The organism is Pseudomonas arsenicoxydans (genome assembly GCF_006438915.1).
Classification (GTDB): Bacteria; Pseudomonadota; Gammaproteobacteria; order Pseudomonadales; family Pseudomonadaceae; genus Aquipseudomonas; species Aquipseudomonas arsenicoxydans_A.
This window is the reverse complement of the sequence record NZ_RCZE01000003.1, coordinates 178687-194460: the sequence shown is the minus strand read 5'-3', so window position 1 is coordinate 194460 and position 15774 is coordinate 178687. Positions and strand designations below refer to the sequence as shown.

The following is a 15774-nucleotide window of genomic DNA, read 5'->3' as shown; positions in this document are numbered from 1 at the left end:
GGCGGTTGTTACCGAACAAATCCCTCGTTCGGTGTATCAGTGCCCTGATTATTTGAGGAGTTTCTGAAATTCCTCAACCGGCAACGGCCGACTGTGCAAATACCCCTGATAAAAATGGCAGCCCAAACCCTGCAAAAACTCCAGTTGCTCCGCTGTCTCCACTCCTTCGGCAATCACTTTCAACTCCAGGCTGCGCGCCATGGCGACAATTGCTCGAATGATTTCTGCATCGTTCGGATCAGTGGTGGCGTCACGGATAAACGACTGATCGATTTTCAGGGTGTCGACCGGCAAACGCTTGAGGTAGGTCAGCGAGGAATAGCCGGTGCCGAAGTCGTCCATCGCGAAACTCACACCGAGTTTTTTCAGGCGGCGCATTTTGTTGATGGTGTCTTCCAGGTTCTGGATGACGATGCCTTCGGTAATTTCCAGTTTCAGCAGCGAGCAGGGCAGGCCGTGGCTGCTAAGGCTGTGTTCGATGCGTTCGACGAAATCGGTTTGACGAAATTGCCTCGGGCTGATGTTCACGCACAGGCTGAAGCTGAGCGGATTGACCAGGCCTTTGGCGACCAGTTGTTTGAAGGCCCCGCAAGCCTCGTCAAGAATCCAGGTGCCGACTTCAAGAATCAGGCCGCTGTCCTCCAGCACCTTGATGAACTCAGTGGGTGATTGTGCGCCGAGTTCCGGGTGGTTCCAGCGCACCAGTGCCTCGGCGCCGACAATGCGATTGCCCCGGGCGTCGATCTGCGGTTGGTAATGCACATGGAATTCGCCCCGTGAAAGCGCCAGGCGCAGGTCGGTTTCCATGCGCAGGCGTTCGCTGGCAGCCTTCTGCATGGTGTTGTGATACATCTGCGTGGTGTTGCGGCCCGAGTCCTTGGCGCGGTACAGCGCGATGTCGGCGCGTTTGAGCAGGTCGGTCGGGGTCGAGCCGTGGTCGGGAATCAGCGCGATACCGATACTCGGCGTCACTTGCAGGCGCTGGCCATCGAGGAACATCGGTTCCGACAACAGTTCTCGCAACGTGTCGGCCAGCTCCCGAACCTGGGCGCTGACTTCGTTGCGCGAACCTTCCAGCCCGCTGAGCAACACCACAAATTCGTCACCGCCCAGCCGCGCCACGGTGTCTTCCATGCGCACGCTGGCTTCCAGCCGCGCGGTGATGATTTTCAGCACGGTATCGCCAACCGGGTGACCGAGGGAGTCGTTGATGTGCTTGAAGTGATCGAGGTCGAGAAACAGCAACGCACCCCGCAGGTTATGGCGCTTGAGCAGGGCTATCTGCTGGCTCAGTCGATCCATCAGCAAGGCGCGGTTGGGCAGATTGGTCAAGGGGTCGTGGTAGGCCAGGTGACGAATTTGCGCCTCGGCGTTTTTCAGCAGGCTGACGTCGCGGGCGGTCAGCAACAGGCAGGCGGTTTCGTTGAGGGTGATCGGCTCGACCGAGACTTCAACGGTCAGCAACTCCCCGCGTTTATTGCGTCCGAGCATTTCCTGGTGATGCACCCGACCTTTGAGTTGTAGTTCGGCCAGCAACGCCGAACGTTGTTTCTCTTCCGCCCAGATGCCTACTTGATACACCGTACGACCGATCACTTCCTGCGCGCGATAGCCGGTCAGGCGGCAGAAGCCGTCGTTGACCTCCAGGTAGCGTCCGCTGTCGCGCTCGGTAATGGTGATGGCATCGGGACTGGAGTGGAACGCCTTGGCGAACTTCTCTTCACTGGCCTTGAGCGCCGCTTCGGAGCGTTGTTGCTGAGTGATATCGCGCAAGGTGGTGACGATGCAGGGTTGGCTGTCGACGTTGATCTGGCGGCTGGAAATCACGCAAGTCAGCGATTGCCCGTCCTTGTGCTGGGCGGCGATCGCGACATTGTTCAGCCCTTGTTCGCGGATGACCTGCTCGATCCGTTGCAGGCTTTTCGCCGAGGCGTCCCACAGGCCAATCTCGTCAGCGCTGCGGCCAATCACTTCGGCGGCGCTCCAGCCGAAGGTTTGGGTGAAGCTGGAGTTGATTTCGATGAACTGGCCGGTGTCCTGTCGGGTTACGCAAATCGGGTCCGGGCTGACCTGGAACAGCGTGGCGAATTTCTCTTCCGAAGCCACCAGTCGTTGCTCGCGTTCCACTTGATCGGTGATGTCCAGCAAGGTGCCGGCCATGCGCACCGGGACGCCGTTCTCATCGCGGTAGAGGCGGGCGCGGCTTTCCAGGTAGCGCGAACTGCCGTCCGGCAGTTGTACACGGTAGGTCAGTTGATAATTGCCGGCCGGGCCTTCGCGCAGACTGCGGTAGGCGTCGCGCATGGTGTCGCGCTCTTCGCCGGGCACGCCTTCGAAAAACTCCTCGAAGGATTCATGGAAGGGCTTGGCTTCCAGTCCGTGTAATTGCGCGGCCCGCGCCGAACCGTAGAGCATGCCGCTGGGAATGTGCCAGTCCCAGGTGCCGAGTTGCGCCGAGTCCAGGGCGAGGTCGAGACGCTCCTGGCTGTCCTTGAGGGCTTGTTCGGCGACTTTGCGTTCGGTGGTGTCGAGGAATGTGCTCAGCAAATACGGCTGGCCCTCGAGTTCGACTTTTTGCGCGCTGAGGATGCCGTCGAGGATCTGCCCGTTGCTGGCGCGAAACTGCACCTCCATGCTGATCAACTCACCCTTGGCCTTGGTTGCAGCGACCAGTTTGGCGCGTTGCTCCGGGTGCACCCACAGGCCCAGTTCCAGGGTGGTGCGGCCTATCGCGTTTTGCACCGGCCAGCCGAACAGGCTTTCGAAATACTGGTTGGCTTCGGTAATCAGGCCGTCTTCCTGGCGGGTCAACAACACCATGTTCGGGCACAGGTGAAACAGCGTGGCGAAGCGTTTTTCCGAGCTGCTCAGGGCTTGTTCGCGCTGGCGCTGGTGGGTGATTTCGCGGATCACTCCGATCATGCGTGGCCGCCCGTGTTTATCCGGCAGCAGGCTGCCGCTGATTTCCAGCCAGTGCAGGCTGCCGTCGGGCCAGCGGATGCGGTGGTGCATCGCTTGCTCAAGCGGCGCGCCGGCAATCACCGCATCGAATGCGCGGACGGTTTTCGCCCGGTCTTCTGGCGGCAGCAGATCAAGGTATTCCAGGTCCTCGGGTAATGGCATATGCGGGTCGAAACCAAACAGCGCCTGAGTACCCCGCGACCAGCTGATCTGTCCACGCTCGATATCCCAATACCAAGCGCCCAGCCGCGCGCCGTTAAGCGCTGCGAGCAATTGTGGCGCGCTTTCCCAGCTCAGCTCGGACCGTTTTGGGTCAAGCGCCTGGATACGCGGCATCGGCGGAACACGGTCAACAGATTTCGGCATTGGCAGCAGGCCTTGGGCGGAAATGGGCGTTAGGCGCGGGAGTTCGCAGCACTATAGGCGTAGCACACGTTAGCCTTGAATCCCTGGCAAATCGATCTGTGCATCCAGCAAAGCCATGAAAGCCCTTGCCGCATTCGATAGCGTCCTTTCGGTATGCAAGATATAGCCTAGCTGGCGAGTCAGTTGTATGCCCGGCAAAGGTATTCGCGCAACCTGATCATCGAGCATCGTGCGTGGCAACACGCTCCAGGCCAGGCCGATCGAGACCATCATCTTGATCGTTTCCAGATAGTTCGTGCTCATGGCGATGTTCGGCGTCAAGCCCTGCGCCTCGAACAATCGTTGAACAATGTGATGAGTAAAGGTGTTGCCACCGGGGAAGACCGCCGGGTGCAGGGCAATGTCGGCCAGGGTGACCGGGCCGTTGCTGATCAGCGAATGCTCCGGGGCGACCACGAAATCCAGCGGGTCGTCCCACACCGGCGTGGCTTTTACCAGCGTGTGCGGCTCCGGCGCCAAGGTAATCACCGCCAGTTCCGCGCGGCCATGGAGGATTTCTTCGTAGGCCACTTCCGAATCGAGGAACTGAATATCCAGCGCCACTTCTGGGTAACGCCGGGTGAACTCCCTTAATAAGGGCGGCAAACGGTGCAGGCCGATGTGGTGACTGGTGGCCAGGGTCAGGCGGCCGGACACCTCGCCAGTCAAATTGGTCAGGGCGCGCCGGGTGTCGTCCAGCACATTGAGAATCTGATACGCCCGCGGCAACAGAGCCCGACCTGCCTCGGTCAGGCCCACTTCACGGCCCAGGCGATCAAACAGGCGCACCTTCAATTGTTGCTCCAGCCCGGCGATACGCTTGCTGATGGCCGGTTGCGTCAGGTGCAGCCGTTCTCCCGCGTTGGAGAAACTCCCGGTCTCGGCAATGGCGATAAAGGCATTGAGGTTGGCCAGATCCATTGATGTATTCCAGTTGGTTATCCAAAGCATGAAAAATATGAATTTGAGTTATTTAATGTAACCCCCTAGGATCGACCTCACAAGCCAAAGGGTTATACAAACGGCCCGGGGCATAGAAACAAGCTGATGAGGAAACCGTCTGATGGCCGGCAAAACGCTCTACGACAAGCTCTGGGATTCGCATTTGGTCAAACAGCGCGACGATGGCTCTGCGCTGATTTATATCGATCGTCACATCATCCACGAAGTGACCTCGCCGCAAGCCTTTGAAGGCCTGCGCCTGGCCGGGCGCAAGCCTTGGCGCATCGATGCCAACATCGCGACCCCGGACCACAACGTACCGACCACCCCTGAGCGCAAGGGCGGCATCGAGGCGATTGTCGACCAGGTCTCGCGTTTGCAGGTTCAGACCCTCGACGACAACTGCGATGAATATGGCATCGTCGAATTCAAGATGAACGACATTCGCCAAGGCATCGTCCACGTCATTGGCCCCGAGCAGGGCGCGACCTTGCCGGGCATGACCGTGGTCTGCGGCGACTCCCACACCTCGACCCACGGTGCATTCGGCGCCCTGGCTCACGGTATCGGCACTTCCGAGGTCGAGCACGTGCTCGCCACTCAGTGCCTGGTCGCAAAAAAAATGAAGAACATGCTGGTGTCGGTCGAAGGCAAATTGCCATTCGGCGTGACCGCCAAGGACATCGTCCTCGCCGTGATCGGCAAGATCGGCACCGCCGGCGGTAACGGCCACGCCATCGAGTTCGCCGGTAGCGCGATTCGTGACTTGTCCGTTGAAGGCCGCATGACCATCTGCAACATGTCCATCGAGGCCGGCGCACGCGTAGGTCTGGTGGCCGCTGACGAAAAAACCGTGGCTTACGTGAAGGGCCGTCCATTCGCCCCGAAAGGCGCGGAGTGGGACTTGGCTGTCGAAGCCTGGAAGGACCTGGTGACGGATAAAGACGCCACGTTCGACACCATCGTTGAACTCGACGCGACCCAGATCAAGCCGCAAGTCAGCTGGGGCACCTCGCCTGAAATGGTTCTGGCCGTGGATCAGAACGTGCCGGACCCGTCGAAGGAAATGGACCTGGTCAAACGCGATTCGATCGTGCGCGCTTTGAAGTACATGGGTTTGACCGCCAATCAGGCGATCACCGACATTCAGCTGGATCGCGTGTTCATCGGTTCCTGCACCAACTCGCGGATCGAAGACTTGCGCGCCGCCGCCGTGATCGCCAAGGGCCGCAAAGTCGCGTCGACCATCAAACAGGCCATCGTCGTGCCGGGCTCGGGTCTGGTGAAGGCGCAGGCCGAAGCTGAGGGTCTGGACAAGATTTTCCTCGAAGCCGGTTTTGAATGGCGTGAGCCGGGTTGCTCGATGTGCCTGGCGATGAACCCGGACCGTTTGGAGTCGGGCGAGCATTGCGCATCGACCTCCAACCGCAACTTTGAAGGCCGTCAGGGCGCCGGTGGTCGTACCCACCTCGTCAGCCCGGCGATGGCCGCCGCCGCTGCTGTAAACGGTCGTTTCGTCGACGTCCGTGAATTGATCTAAAGGAGCGCAGCATGAAAGCTTTTACCCAGCACACTGGTCTTGTCGCGCCTTTGGATCGTGCCAACGTCGACACCGACCAGATCATCCCGAAGCAGTTCTTGAAGTCGATCAAGCGCACCGGTTTCGGCCCGAACCTGTTCGATGAGTGGCGTTACCTGGACGTGGGGCAGCCGTATCAGGACAACTCCAAGCGTCCGCTGAACAAGGACTTCGTCCTCAACGCCGAGCGTTATCAAGGCGCCAGCGTGTTGTTGGCCCGTGAGAACTTCGGTTGCGGCTCCAGCCGTGAACACGCGCCGTGGGCGCTGGAAGAATACGGTTTCCGCAGCATCATCGCGCCGAGCTACGCCGACATCTTCTTCAACAACAGCTTCAAGAACGGCTTGCTGCCGATCATCTTGAGCGACGCTGAGGTTGATGAACTGTTTCAGCAGGTTGAAGCGAATCCGGGCTACCAGTTGCAGGTCGACCTGCAAGCCCAGACCGTGACCCGTCCGGATGGCAAGGTGCATAGGTTTGAGATCGATGCGTTCCGCAAGCATTGCCTGTTGAACGGTCTGGACGATATCGGCCTGACGTTGATGGACCATGAAGCGATTGCAACGTTTGAAGCCAAGCACCGGGCGAGCCAGCCTTGGTTGTTTCGCGATGCTTGATTGAGCTGAAATTTATGTAGACAGGGCCGGCCTCTTCGCGAGCAAGCCCGCTCCCACATTTGAAATGCATTCCCCTGTGGGAGCGGGCTTGCTCGCGAAGGCGGCAGTCCCGGCAATACAAGGCTAAATCCCAAAAGGAAGTCCCCATGACCAGCACCGCCCAGCACACCCAAGTAGTCCAAAAGCAATTCGGTGAACAGGCTTCTGCCTACCTGAGCAGCGCTGTTCACGCTCAAGGCTCCGAATTCGCGCTGCTACAGGCTGAACTGGCCGGGCAGGGCGATGCTCGGGTGCTGGACCTGGGCTGCGGCGCCGGTCACGTGAGTTTTCACGTGGCTTCGCTGGTCAAGGAAGTGGTGGCGTACGACCTGTCGCAGCAAATGCTTGACGTGGTCGCGGGTGCTGCCGTTGATCGTGGTTTGAGTAACGTATCGACGGTCCTCGGTGCCGCCGAGCGCCTGCCGTTCGCCGATGGCGAGTTCGACTTCGTGTTCAGCCGTTATTCGGCGCACCATTGGAGTGATCTCGGCCTGGCGCTGCGGGAAGTGCGTCGGGTGCTGAAGCCGGGCGGCGTAGCGGCGTTCGTCGATGTGTTGTCGCCGGGCAGCCCGTTGTTCGACACTTACCTGCAAAGCGTTGAAGTGCTGCGCGACACCAGCCATGTGCGCGATTATTCCGCCGGCGAATGGTTGCGCCAGGTCAGCGAAGCGGGGTTGCATACCCGCAGCACCACGCGCCAACGGCTGCGACTGGAGTACACCTCCTGGGTGGAGCGCATGCGCACACCTCAAGTAATGCGCGCAGCGATCCGCGAGTTGCAGCAGTCTATGGGCAACGAAGTGCGCGAGTATTTTGAGATTGAGGCCGATGGCTCGTTCAGTACCGATGTGCTGGTGCTGATTGCAGAGCGATAAGCTACGGACGATAGAATTTTTCCGGGTGCGCCCCTGGGCGCACCGACTGATGACATGAGGAAAGCATGAGCAAGCAGATTCTGATTCTTCCAGGTGACGGTATTGGCCCGGAAATCATGGCCGAAGCGGTCAAGGTGCTGGAATTGGCCAGCGACAAGTTCTCCCTGGGCTTCGAGCTGAGCCACGACGTGATCGGCGGCGCCGCCATCGACAAACATGGCGTTCCATTGGCCGACGAAACCCTGGAGCGCGCCCGCGCCGCCGATGCTGTGCTGCTGGGCGCCGTGGGCGGCCCAAAATGGGACACCATCGAGCGTGACATCCGCCCTGAGCGCGGTCTGCTGAAAATCCGTGCGCAACTGGGCCTGTTCGGCAACCTGCGTCCGGCGATCCTGTACCCGCAACTGGCCGAGGCTTCGAGCCTGAAACCGGAAATCGTCGCCGGCCTGGACATCTTGATCGTCCGTGAACTGACCGGCGGTATCTACTTCGGCGCGCCACGCGGCACCCGCACCCTGGAAAACGGCGAGCGTCAGTCCTACGACACCCTGCCGTACAGCGAAAGCGAAATCCGCCGCATTGCCCGTGTCGGCTTCGACATGGCCATGGTGCGCGGCAAGAAGCTGTGCTCGGTGGACAAGGCCAACGTATTGGCGTCCAGCCAACTGTGGCGTGAAATCGTAGAGGAAGTGGCCAAGGATTACCCGCAAGTCGAACTGAGCCACATGTACGTCGACAACGCCGCCATGCAACTGGTGCGCGCGCCCAAGCAGTTCGACGTGATCGTCACCGACAACCTGTTCGGCGACATTCTGTCCGACCAAGCGTCGATGCTCACCGGTTCCATCGGCATGCTGCCATCGGCATCCCTGGACACCCACAACAAAGGCATGTACGAGCCTTGCCATGGTTCGGCACCGGACATCGCCGGCAAGGGCATCGCCAACCCGTTGGCGACCATTTTGTCGGTGTCGATGATGTTGCGTTACAGCTTCAACCAGCAGGTTGCCGCCGATGCCATCGAGAAAGCCGTTAGCCTGGTGCTGGACCAAGGCCTGCGCACGGGCGACATCTGGTCGGCGGGTTGCACTAAAGTCGGTACGCAGGAAATGGGCGACGCAGTAGTCGCCGCGCTGCGGAATCTGTAATCTCTCGGGCCCGCTGCGAAATTCAATACAAAGCAGCGGCCCACATTTCAAGAAGGTGTAGTTGCGATGAAACGTGTAGGTCTGATCGGTTGGCGCGGTATGGTCGGTTCCGTGCTCATGCAGCGGATGCTGGAAGAGCAGGATTTCGATCTTATTGAGCCGGTGTTTTTCACCACTTCCAATGTCGGTGGCCAAGGCCCGTCCGTGGGCAAGGACATTGCTCCGCTCAAGGACGCTTACAGCATTGAAGAGCTGAAAACCCTCGACGTGATTCTGACCTGCCAGGGTGGCGACTACACCAGCGAAGTGTTCCCCAAGCTGCGCGAAGCCGGCTGGCAGGGTTACTGGATCGACGCCGCTTCCAGCCTGCGCATGCAGGATGACGCGGTTATCGTCCTGGACCCGGTCAACCGCAAGGTCATCGACCAGCAGCTGGATGCGGGCACCAAGAACTACATCGGCGGCAACTGCACCGTCAGCCTGATGCTGATGGGCCTGGGCGGTCTGTTCGAAGCCGGTCTGGTCGAGTGGATGAGCGCCATGACCTATCAGGCGGCCTCCGGTGCCGGCGCGCAGAACATGCGTGAACTGATCAAGCAAATGGGCGCGACCCACGCCGCTGTCGCCGATCAACTGGCCGACCCGGCCAGCGCGATTCTCGACATCGATCGTCGTGTGGCCGAAGCCATGCGCAGCGAAGCGTACCCGACCGAAAACTTCGGCGTACCACTGGCCGGCAGCCTGATCCCGTGGATCGACAAGGAACTGCCGAACGGTCAGAGCCGCGAAGAGTGGAAGGCCCAGGCCGAGACCAACAAGATCCTCGGTCGCTTCAAGAGCCCGATCCCGGTCGATGGTATCTGCGTGCGCATCGGCGCCATGCGCTGCCACAGCCAGGCGCTGACCATCAAACTGAACAAGGACGTGCCGATTGCCGACATCGAAGGGCTGATCAGCCAGCACAACCCTTGGGTCAAACTGGTGCCGAACAACCGCGATATCAGCATTCAGGAACTGAGCCCGACAAAAGTCACCGGCACCCTGAACGTACCGGTTGGCCGTCTGCGCAAGCTGAACATGGGCACCCAATACCTGGGTGCGTTCACCGTCGGCGACCAACTGTTGTGGGGCGCGGCCGAACCGCTGCGTCGCATGCTGCGGATTCTGCTTGAGCGTTGATCGGTTGAAGCAATGAAAGAACCCGTGCCTTGAAAGAGGTGCGGGTTTTTTTATTCCGGCAATCTGATGTCGATGAGTTGTCTGTACCGGCCCTTTCGCGAGCAAGCCCGCTCCCACATTGGAACGCATTTCAAATGTGGGAGCGGGCTTGCTCGCGAAAGGGCCATCACAGACACCACAAACACCGGCAGAAATTGCCTGCACGCCACCCACCCGGTAAAGTGCCGCTCCCCCCGTTTCGCCTGAGGTAGAACCATGAGCCAGTCCTTTGATATCGCCGTGATCGGCGCCACCGGTACTGTCGGCGAAACGCTCGTGCAGATTCTTGAAGAACGCGACTTCCCGGTCGGCGACTTGCACCTGCTGGCCAGCAGTGAATCGGCCGGTCATTCGGTGCCGTTTCGCGGTAAGAACGTGCGGGTACGGGAAGTCGATGAATTCGATTTCAGCAAAGTCCAGTTGGTGTTCTTCGCCGCCGGCCCGGCAGTAACCCTCAGTTTTGCCTCGCGCGCGACCGCTGCCGGTTGCTCGGTGATCGACCTTTCTGGCGCTTTGCCGGCCGACCAGGCACCGCAAGTGGTGCCGGAGGCCAATGCCGAAATCCTCGCGACGTTGAAACAGCCGTTCCAGGTCAGCAGCCCAAGTCCGTCGGCCACCACCCTGGCCGTGGCGCTGGCGCCGTTGCTTTCGGTCATTGACCTGCAGCGGGTCAATGTCACCGCCAGTCTGGCGGTCTCTGCCCAAGGTCGCGAGGCGGTGAAAGAGCTGGCCCGGCAAACCGCCGAGCTGCTTAACGTGCGTCCGCTGGAGCCGACATTTTTCGATCGGCAAATGGCGTTCAACCTGTTGGCTCAGGTTGGCAAACCGGATGAGCAGGGCCATACGCTGCTGGAAAAACGCCTGGTGCGAGAGTTGCGTCAGGTGATTTCGCTGCCTCAATTAAAGATTTCTGTCACTTGCATTCAAGCCCCGGTGTTTTTTGGCGATAGCTTTAGCGTGACCTTGCAGTCGGCGAGCGCTGTCGACCTCGCGAAAGTCAACGCGGCACTGGAAGATGCACCCGGTATCGAGCTGGTCGAGGCCGGCGATTATCCGACCGCGGTGGGTGACGCGGTGGGGCAGGACGTGGTGTGCGTCGGTCGGGTTCGCAGCGGTGTCGACGATCTGTCGGAACTTAATTTGTGGCTGACGTCAGATAACGTACGCAAAGGCGCCGCGCTCAATGCTGTGCAGGTGGCTGAATTGTTGATAAAAGACCTGCTGTAAAAGATACTTGGCAACAATTCACAGAATGATTCTAGCCGGGCGCTATGCTTGGCCGCACTGCAGAAGGAAAGCCGCTCAAGGGGCTTTCCGGGGCAGGCAAGAAATGATCGCGCGCGATGACACTTCGACGCCGCGCGCAATGCCTTACGGCAGCGACTATCAATACCTTCTCGCTGGCCGAGGAATGTTTAAACAAAGGATGAGGCTATGGTTCAAGTTCGCAAACTGGTGTTAGCAATTGCGGCCGCCTCGGCGCTGTCATCCGGTATGGCGCATGCCCTCGGTCTCGGGGAGTTGACCCTGAAGTCGACGCTGAACCAACCCCTGGTGGCGGAAATCGAGCTGCTCGACGTCAAGGACCTTACGGCCGCCGAAGTGGTGCCGAGCCTCGCCTCGCCTGAAGATTTCGCCAAGGCCGGTGTCGACCGCCAGGCATTTCTCAATGACCTGACCTTCACCCCTGTGCTCAACGCCAGTGGTAAAAGCATCCTGCGTGTGACTTCCAGCAAGCCTCTGTCCGAACCGATGGTGAAATTCCTGGTTCAGGTCATGTGGCCAAACGGTCGCCTGCTGCGCGATTACAGCGTGCTGCTCGATCCGTCCAAATTCTCGCCGCAGACCGCTGAAGCGGCTGCGCAGCCAGCGCCGACTTCAACCGTTACTGCGCCGGTGACCGGTGCCACCAAACCGGCTCAATACACCACCACGCCGCGCGATACCCTGTGGGAAATCGCTGCGAAGGCGCGTAACGGTGGTTCGGTTCAGCAAACCATGCTTGCCATCCAGGCGCTAAACCCGGATGCCTTTATCGACGGCAACATCAACCGGCTGAAAACCGGTCAGGTGCTGCGCATGCCGGATCAGGCGCAAGCCACCACTTTGCCGCAACCCAAGGCAATCGCTGAAGTGGCCGCGCAGAACACCGCGTGGCGCCAGGGCCGTCGTTATGTAGCGAAACCCGGCACAGGTCAGCAACAACTCGATGCCACCAAGCGCGGTCGTGCTGACGCCGGTAGTGCACAACCTGCCAAAGACAAGCTGAGCCTGGTCTCTGCCGAATCCGGCAAGGCCGGTGGTAAAGGTGCCGCGGGCGATGCCAAGAACCTGGGCAACAAGTTGGCCGTGACCCAGGAAAGCCTCGACACGACACGTCGTGACAATTCTGAACTGAAAAGCCGCATCACCGACCTGCAAAGCCAGATGGACAAGCTGCAAAAACTGATCGAACTGAAGAACAATCAACTGGCCAAGATGCAGGCCGAAGGCGCGGCGGGTGCACCCGCTGCTGCGACTGCTACGACTGCGACGGCTCCCGCCATCTCGGCCGAGTTGGCAGCCAACCCTGCGCCGGCACCGGCTGAGGTGACGCCTGCTCCGGCGGCGGCACCTGAAGCGACTCCGGCACCCGCTGAGCCGGCAATCGAGCCGGCTCCAGCCGTTTCCGACGACCAGAAGTTCAACGACTTGCTGACCAACCCGATCCTGTTGGGTCTGATCGGTGGTGGTGCGGTGGTTCTGGCGCTCCTGTTGCTGTTGCTGGCACGTCGCCGCAAAGCCCAGCAAGAAGCCGAAAAACACCTGCGCATGGCCCGTGCGTTGTCTGAAGAACAGAACATGTCCTTTGACAACGACCTGCCAGAAAGCAGCTTCGAAGGCCTGGAAGTGCCGCCGCCTAGCGTGAAGCTCGCCACCGCGCCGACGCCAGCACCTGCGCCCAAGCCGCCTCCTGCACCCGTGGTTGCACCGGTTGTGATGACTACGCCGATTGCCGCACCGTTGGTATCCCCGGCTGGCGAACGTGATGACGACGTGCTGAACAAGGCGCAGTCGCACATCACTGCCGGTCGACTGAATCAGGCTGCTGCGTTGCTGGAAGACGGCATCAAGCAAGAGCCGCAACGCAGTGACCTGCGTTTGAAGTTGATGGAAGTGTATGGTCAGCAGGGCGACCGTGATGCGTTCGTGGGCCAGGAGCGCCAACTGGTCGCTAACGGCGACAACTTCGCCCAAGTCGAAAAACTCAAGACCCGCTTCCCGGCCATGGCCGTGGTCGCCGCCAGTGGCTTGGCCGCCGCAGCCATCGCCGCGGAACTGGATGCGCAGTACGTCAAGGACTTGCTGCTCGACGAGCCGCAAGCCCCGGCAGCAGCCGACGACGACTTCGACAGCGCGTTCGACCTGAGCCTGGACGACCTGGAAGCCGCTTCCCCGGCCGTGGTTGCGTCTGAAGCAGACGCGTCGACCGAGCTGGACGAATTCCCGCTGGATGACGATTTGAGCTTTGAATCGGTGCTGAAGCAGCAAACCGACATCAAGGAAAACCTCGACGACCTGTCGGACTTCGATCTGGACATGGACCTGGGCGCAGAGCCGTCGCCGGCCAATCTCGCCGAAGACGACTTCCTGCTGGATCTGGACGAAGGCGTGAAAGATTTTCCAGTCGCGCCTGAAGTGCCTCAGGACGATCTGGAATTGCCTGCCGATTTCGACCTGTCGCTGGCCGATGAAATGGACGCAGCCCCGGCCAAGCCTCCTGTCGCTGATGTTCCAGACGCTTTTGAATCTGAACTGGACGATGTCAACGCCGAACTGGATCGTCTGTCCCAGAGCATTGGCGAGCCGCGCTTCACCGCAGAAGACGCCATGGCCTCGGCAGCGGATGAGCCGGACTTCGACTTCCTCTCCGGTACGGATGAAGTCGCTACCAAACTCGATCTGGCCCAGGCCTACATCGACATGGGCGACAACGATGGCGCTCGGGACATCCTCAATGAGGTGGTGATCGAGGGTGATGCCGGGCAGAAGAGCGAAGCCAAGCAAATGCTTTCGCGTCTGGCTTGAGTGATTGCTCGGCAGTAATTAAAACGGCAGCCCATTGAGGCTGCCGTTTTTTATGGTTCATCGCAATTCGAATGTGGGAGCGGGCTTGCTCGCGAAGGCGTTCTGTCAGTCGATGTTAATGCTGAATGACACGCCGCCTTCGCGAGCAAGCCCGCTCCCACAGTTGATTTGCGCTGTTCACAAAACCCCTGTGGGTGCGAGCGTGCTCGCGATGGTGCCCTGACATTCACCGCAAATGCTGAAGCCACTCTGGCGTCTCGGTCCGACGGCCTTATAATGCCCGCCTTTGCGTAGATCAGCAGGCTGCACCCCTTGGCAAATATTGATAATCCGGCTGCCGAAATGGCGGCCGACGGCTTTTACCGGATCGCATTGGGCGTTGAATACAAAGGCTCGCGCTATCGCGGCTGGCAGCGCCAAGCCTCCGGTGTGCTCACGGTGCAGGAAACCCTTGAGAAAGCCTTGTCCAAAGTCGCCGACTCACCGGTGTCGCTGCTGTGTGCCGGGCGAACGGACGCGGGCGTGCACGCCTGTGGTCAGGTGGTGCATTTCGATACCCAGGTCGAGCGGTCGATGAAAGCCTGGGTCATGGGCGCCAACATCAATTTGCCCCACGACGTCAGCGTCAGTTGGGCCAAGGTCATGCCGGCGCATTTCCATGCGCGGTTCAAGGCCATTGCCCGGCGTTACCGCTACGTGATCTACAACGATCAGATCCGCCCGGCGCACCTCAACGAAGAAATTACCTGGAACCACCGTCCGCTGGACGTCGAGCGCATGGCCCAGGCCGCGCAGTACCTGGTCGGCACCCATGATTTCAGTGCATTCCGTGCCGGTCAGTGCCAAGCCAAATCGCCGATCAAGGAATTGCATCATCTGCGCGTCACCCGTCACGGCAAGATGATCGTGCTGGATATTCGCGCCAGCGCGTTCCTGCACCACATGGTGCGCAACATTGCCGGCGTGCTGATGACCATCGGTGCCGGCGAGCGTCCGGTGGAGTGGATGAAGGAAGTGCTGGAAAGCCGCATTCGTCGGTCTGGCGGGGTCACGGCGCATCCGTTTGGCCTGTACCTGGTGCAGGTCGAGTACCGCGATGAGTTCGAATTACCCGAGCGTTACATCGGCCCACACTTCCTGACCGGTTTCACGGAACTTGACGGCTGACGCCCTCGAACGCATTTGTTACCATCCGGGACTTTCCCGGATTTGCCCTGAGGATTTACCGACATGTCAGCCGTTCGCAGCAAGATTTGCGGGATTACCCGCATAGAAGATGCGTTGGCGGCGGTCGAGGCCGGGGCCGATGCCATCGGATTTGTGTTTTACGCCAAGAGCCCGCGGGCCGTGACGTTCCAGCAGGCGCGCGACATCATCAAGGGACTGCCGCCGTTCGTCACCACCGTGGGTTTGTTCGTCAACGCCAGCCGCTGCGAATTGGGCGAATTGCTCGATGCCGTGCCGCTGGACCTGTTGCAGTTCCATGGCGACGAAACGGCCGCTGATTGCGAAGGCTGGCACCGGCCGTACATCAAGGCGCTGCGGGTCAAGGCCGGCGACGACATCGCGGCAGCCTGCGATGCGTTCCCAAGTGCCAGCGGAATCCTGCTCGACGCCTACGTTGAAGGCGTACCGGGCGGAACCGGTGAAGCATTCGACTGGTCTCTGATACCGCAAGGCTTGAGCAAGCCGATTATTCTGGCGGGCGGTTTGACCCCGGATAACGTCGCGGGGGCGATTGCCCGGGTCCGGCCTTATGCGGTGGACGTCAGCGGTGGGGTAGAGGCGGGTAAGGGCATCAAGGATCACGCAAAGATTCAGGCGTTCATCAAGGCTGTACGCAGTAGTACATAGACGATGTGACGGCTGGCAGACTGCCGCCGTCCCAAAATGCACTGCGCTGCACAAAGCAGGCACGGCTG

At 60.2% G+C, this 15774-nt stretch carries 11 protein-coding genes; 9 read left to right on the top strand and 2 right to left on the bottom strand.

The genetic code is table 11. The features are described from left to right. Positions 1-48 precede the first annotated feature (48 nt). Together EAH78_RS07535 and EAH78_RS07530 are read right to left on the bottom strand one after the other, a co-directional pair. Positions 49-3327, bottom strand: a complete 3279-nt coding sequence (locus EAH78_RS07535; protein ID WP_140667025.1) for a sensor domain-containing protein — start codon at positions 3325-3327, stop codon at positions 49-51. Between the two features lie 69 nt (positions 3328-3396). Beyond that, on the bottom strand, positions 3397-4287 hold the full coding sequence (locus tag EAH78_RS07530; protein WP_140667024.1) for a LysR family transcriptional regulator: 891 nt from the start codon (positions 4285-4287) through the stop codon (positions 3397-3399). Positions 4288-4429: 142 nt separating this feature from the next. Between EAH78_RS07530 and leuC the strand changes: the two genes are divergently transcribed. From leuC to EAH78_RS07485, 9 genes are all read left to right on the top strand, one after another. Continuing rightward, positions 4430-5848, top strand: a complete 1419-nt coding sequence (gene leuC / locus EAH78_RS07525) for a 3-isopropylmalate dehydratase large subunit (RefSeq protein ID WP_140667023.1) — start codon at positions 4430-4432, stop codon at positions 5846-5848. Between the two features lie 11 nt (positions 5849-5859). Then, entirely contained in the window at positions 5860-6504 is a 645-nt protein-coding gene (leuD, locus tag EAH78_RS07520) for a 3-isopropylmalate dehydratase small subunit (RefSeq protein ID WP_140667022.1), read from the top strand. Between the two features lie 146 nt (positions 6505-6650). Continuing rightward, a complete protein-coding gene (locus EAH78_RS07515; RefSeq protein WP_140667021.1) occupies positions 6651-7418 on the top strand; it encodes a class I SAM-dependent methyltransferase in 768 nt (255 codons plus the stop codon). A 65-nt stretch (positions 7419-7483) separates the two neighbouring features. Continuing rightward, the gene (gene leuB / locus EAH78_RS07510; protein ID WP_140667020.1) at positions 7484-8566 is read left to right on the top strand and encodes a 3-isopropylmalate dehydrogenase; all 1083 of its coding nucleotides are present in this window, start codon (positions 7484-7486) and stop codon (positions 8564-8566) included. 66 nt (positions 8567-8632) lie between these two features. Next, positions 8633-9745 carry an aspartate-semialdehyde dehydrogenase gene (gene asd, locus EAH78_RS07505; RefSeq protein ID WP_140667019.1) on the top strand — a complete coding sequence of 371 codons (1113 nt, stop codon included), beginning with the start codon at positions 8633-8635 and terminating at the stop codon, positions 9743-9745. A gap of 255 nt (positions 9746-10000) precedes the next feature. Continuing rightward, on the top strand, positions 10001-11011 hold the full coding sequence (locus tag EAH78_RS07500) for an aspartate-semialdehyde dehydrogenase (protein ID WP_140667018.1): 1011 nt from the start codon (positions 10001-10003) through the stop codon (positions 11009-11011). Positions 11012-11218: 207 nt separating this feature from the next. Beyond that, positions 11219-13852, top strand: a complete 2634-nt coding sequence (locus tag EAH78_RS07495) for a FimV/HubP family polar landmark protein (protein ID WP_140667017.1) — start codon at positions 11219-11221, stop codon at positions 13850-13852. Positions 13853-14194: 342 nt separating this feature from the next. Then, complete coding sequence (gene truA, locus EAH78_RS07490) at positions 14195-15019, top strand: tRNA pseudouridine(38-40) synthase TruA (protein ID WP_140667233.1); 825 nt, start codon at positions 14195-14197, stop codon at positions 15017-15019. Between the two features lie 63 nt (positions 15020-15082). Beyond that, complete coding sequence (locus tag EAH78_RS07485; RefSeq protein ID WP_140667016.1) at positions 15083-15706, top strand: phosphoribosylanthranilate isomerase; 624 nt, start codon at positions 15083-15085, stop codon at positions 15704-15706. Positions 15707-15774: the final 68 nt, after the last annotated feature.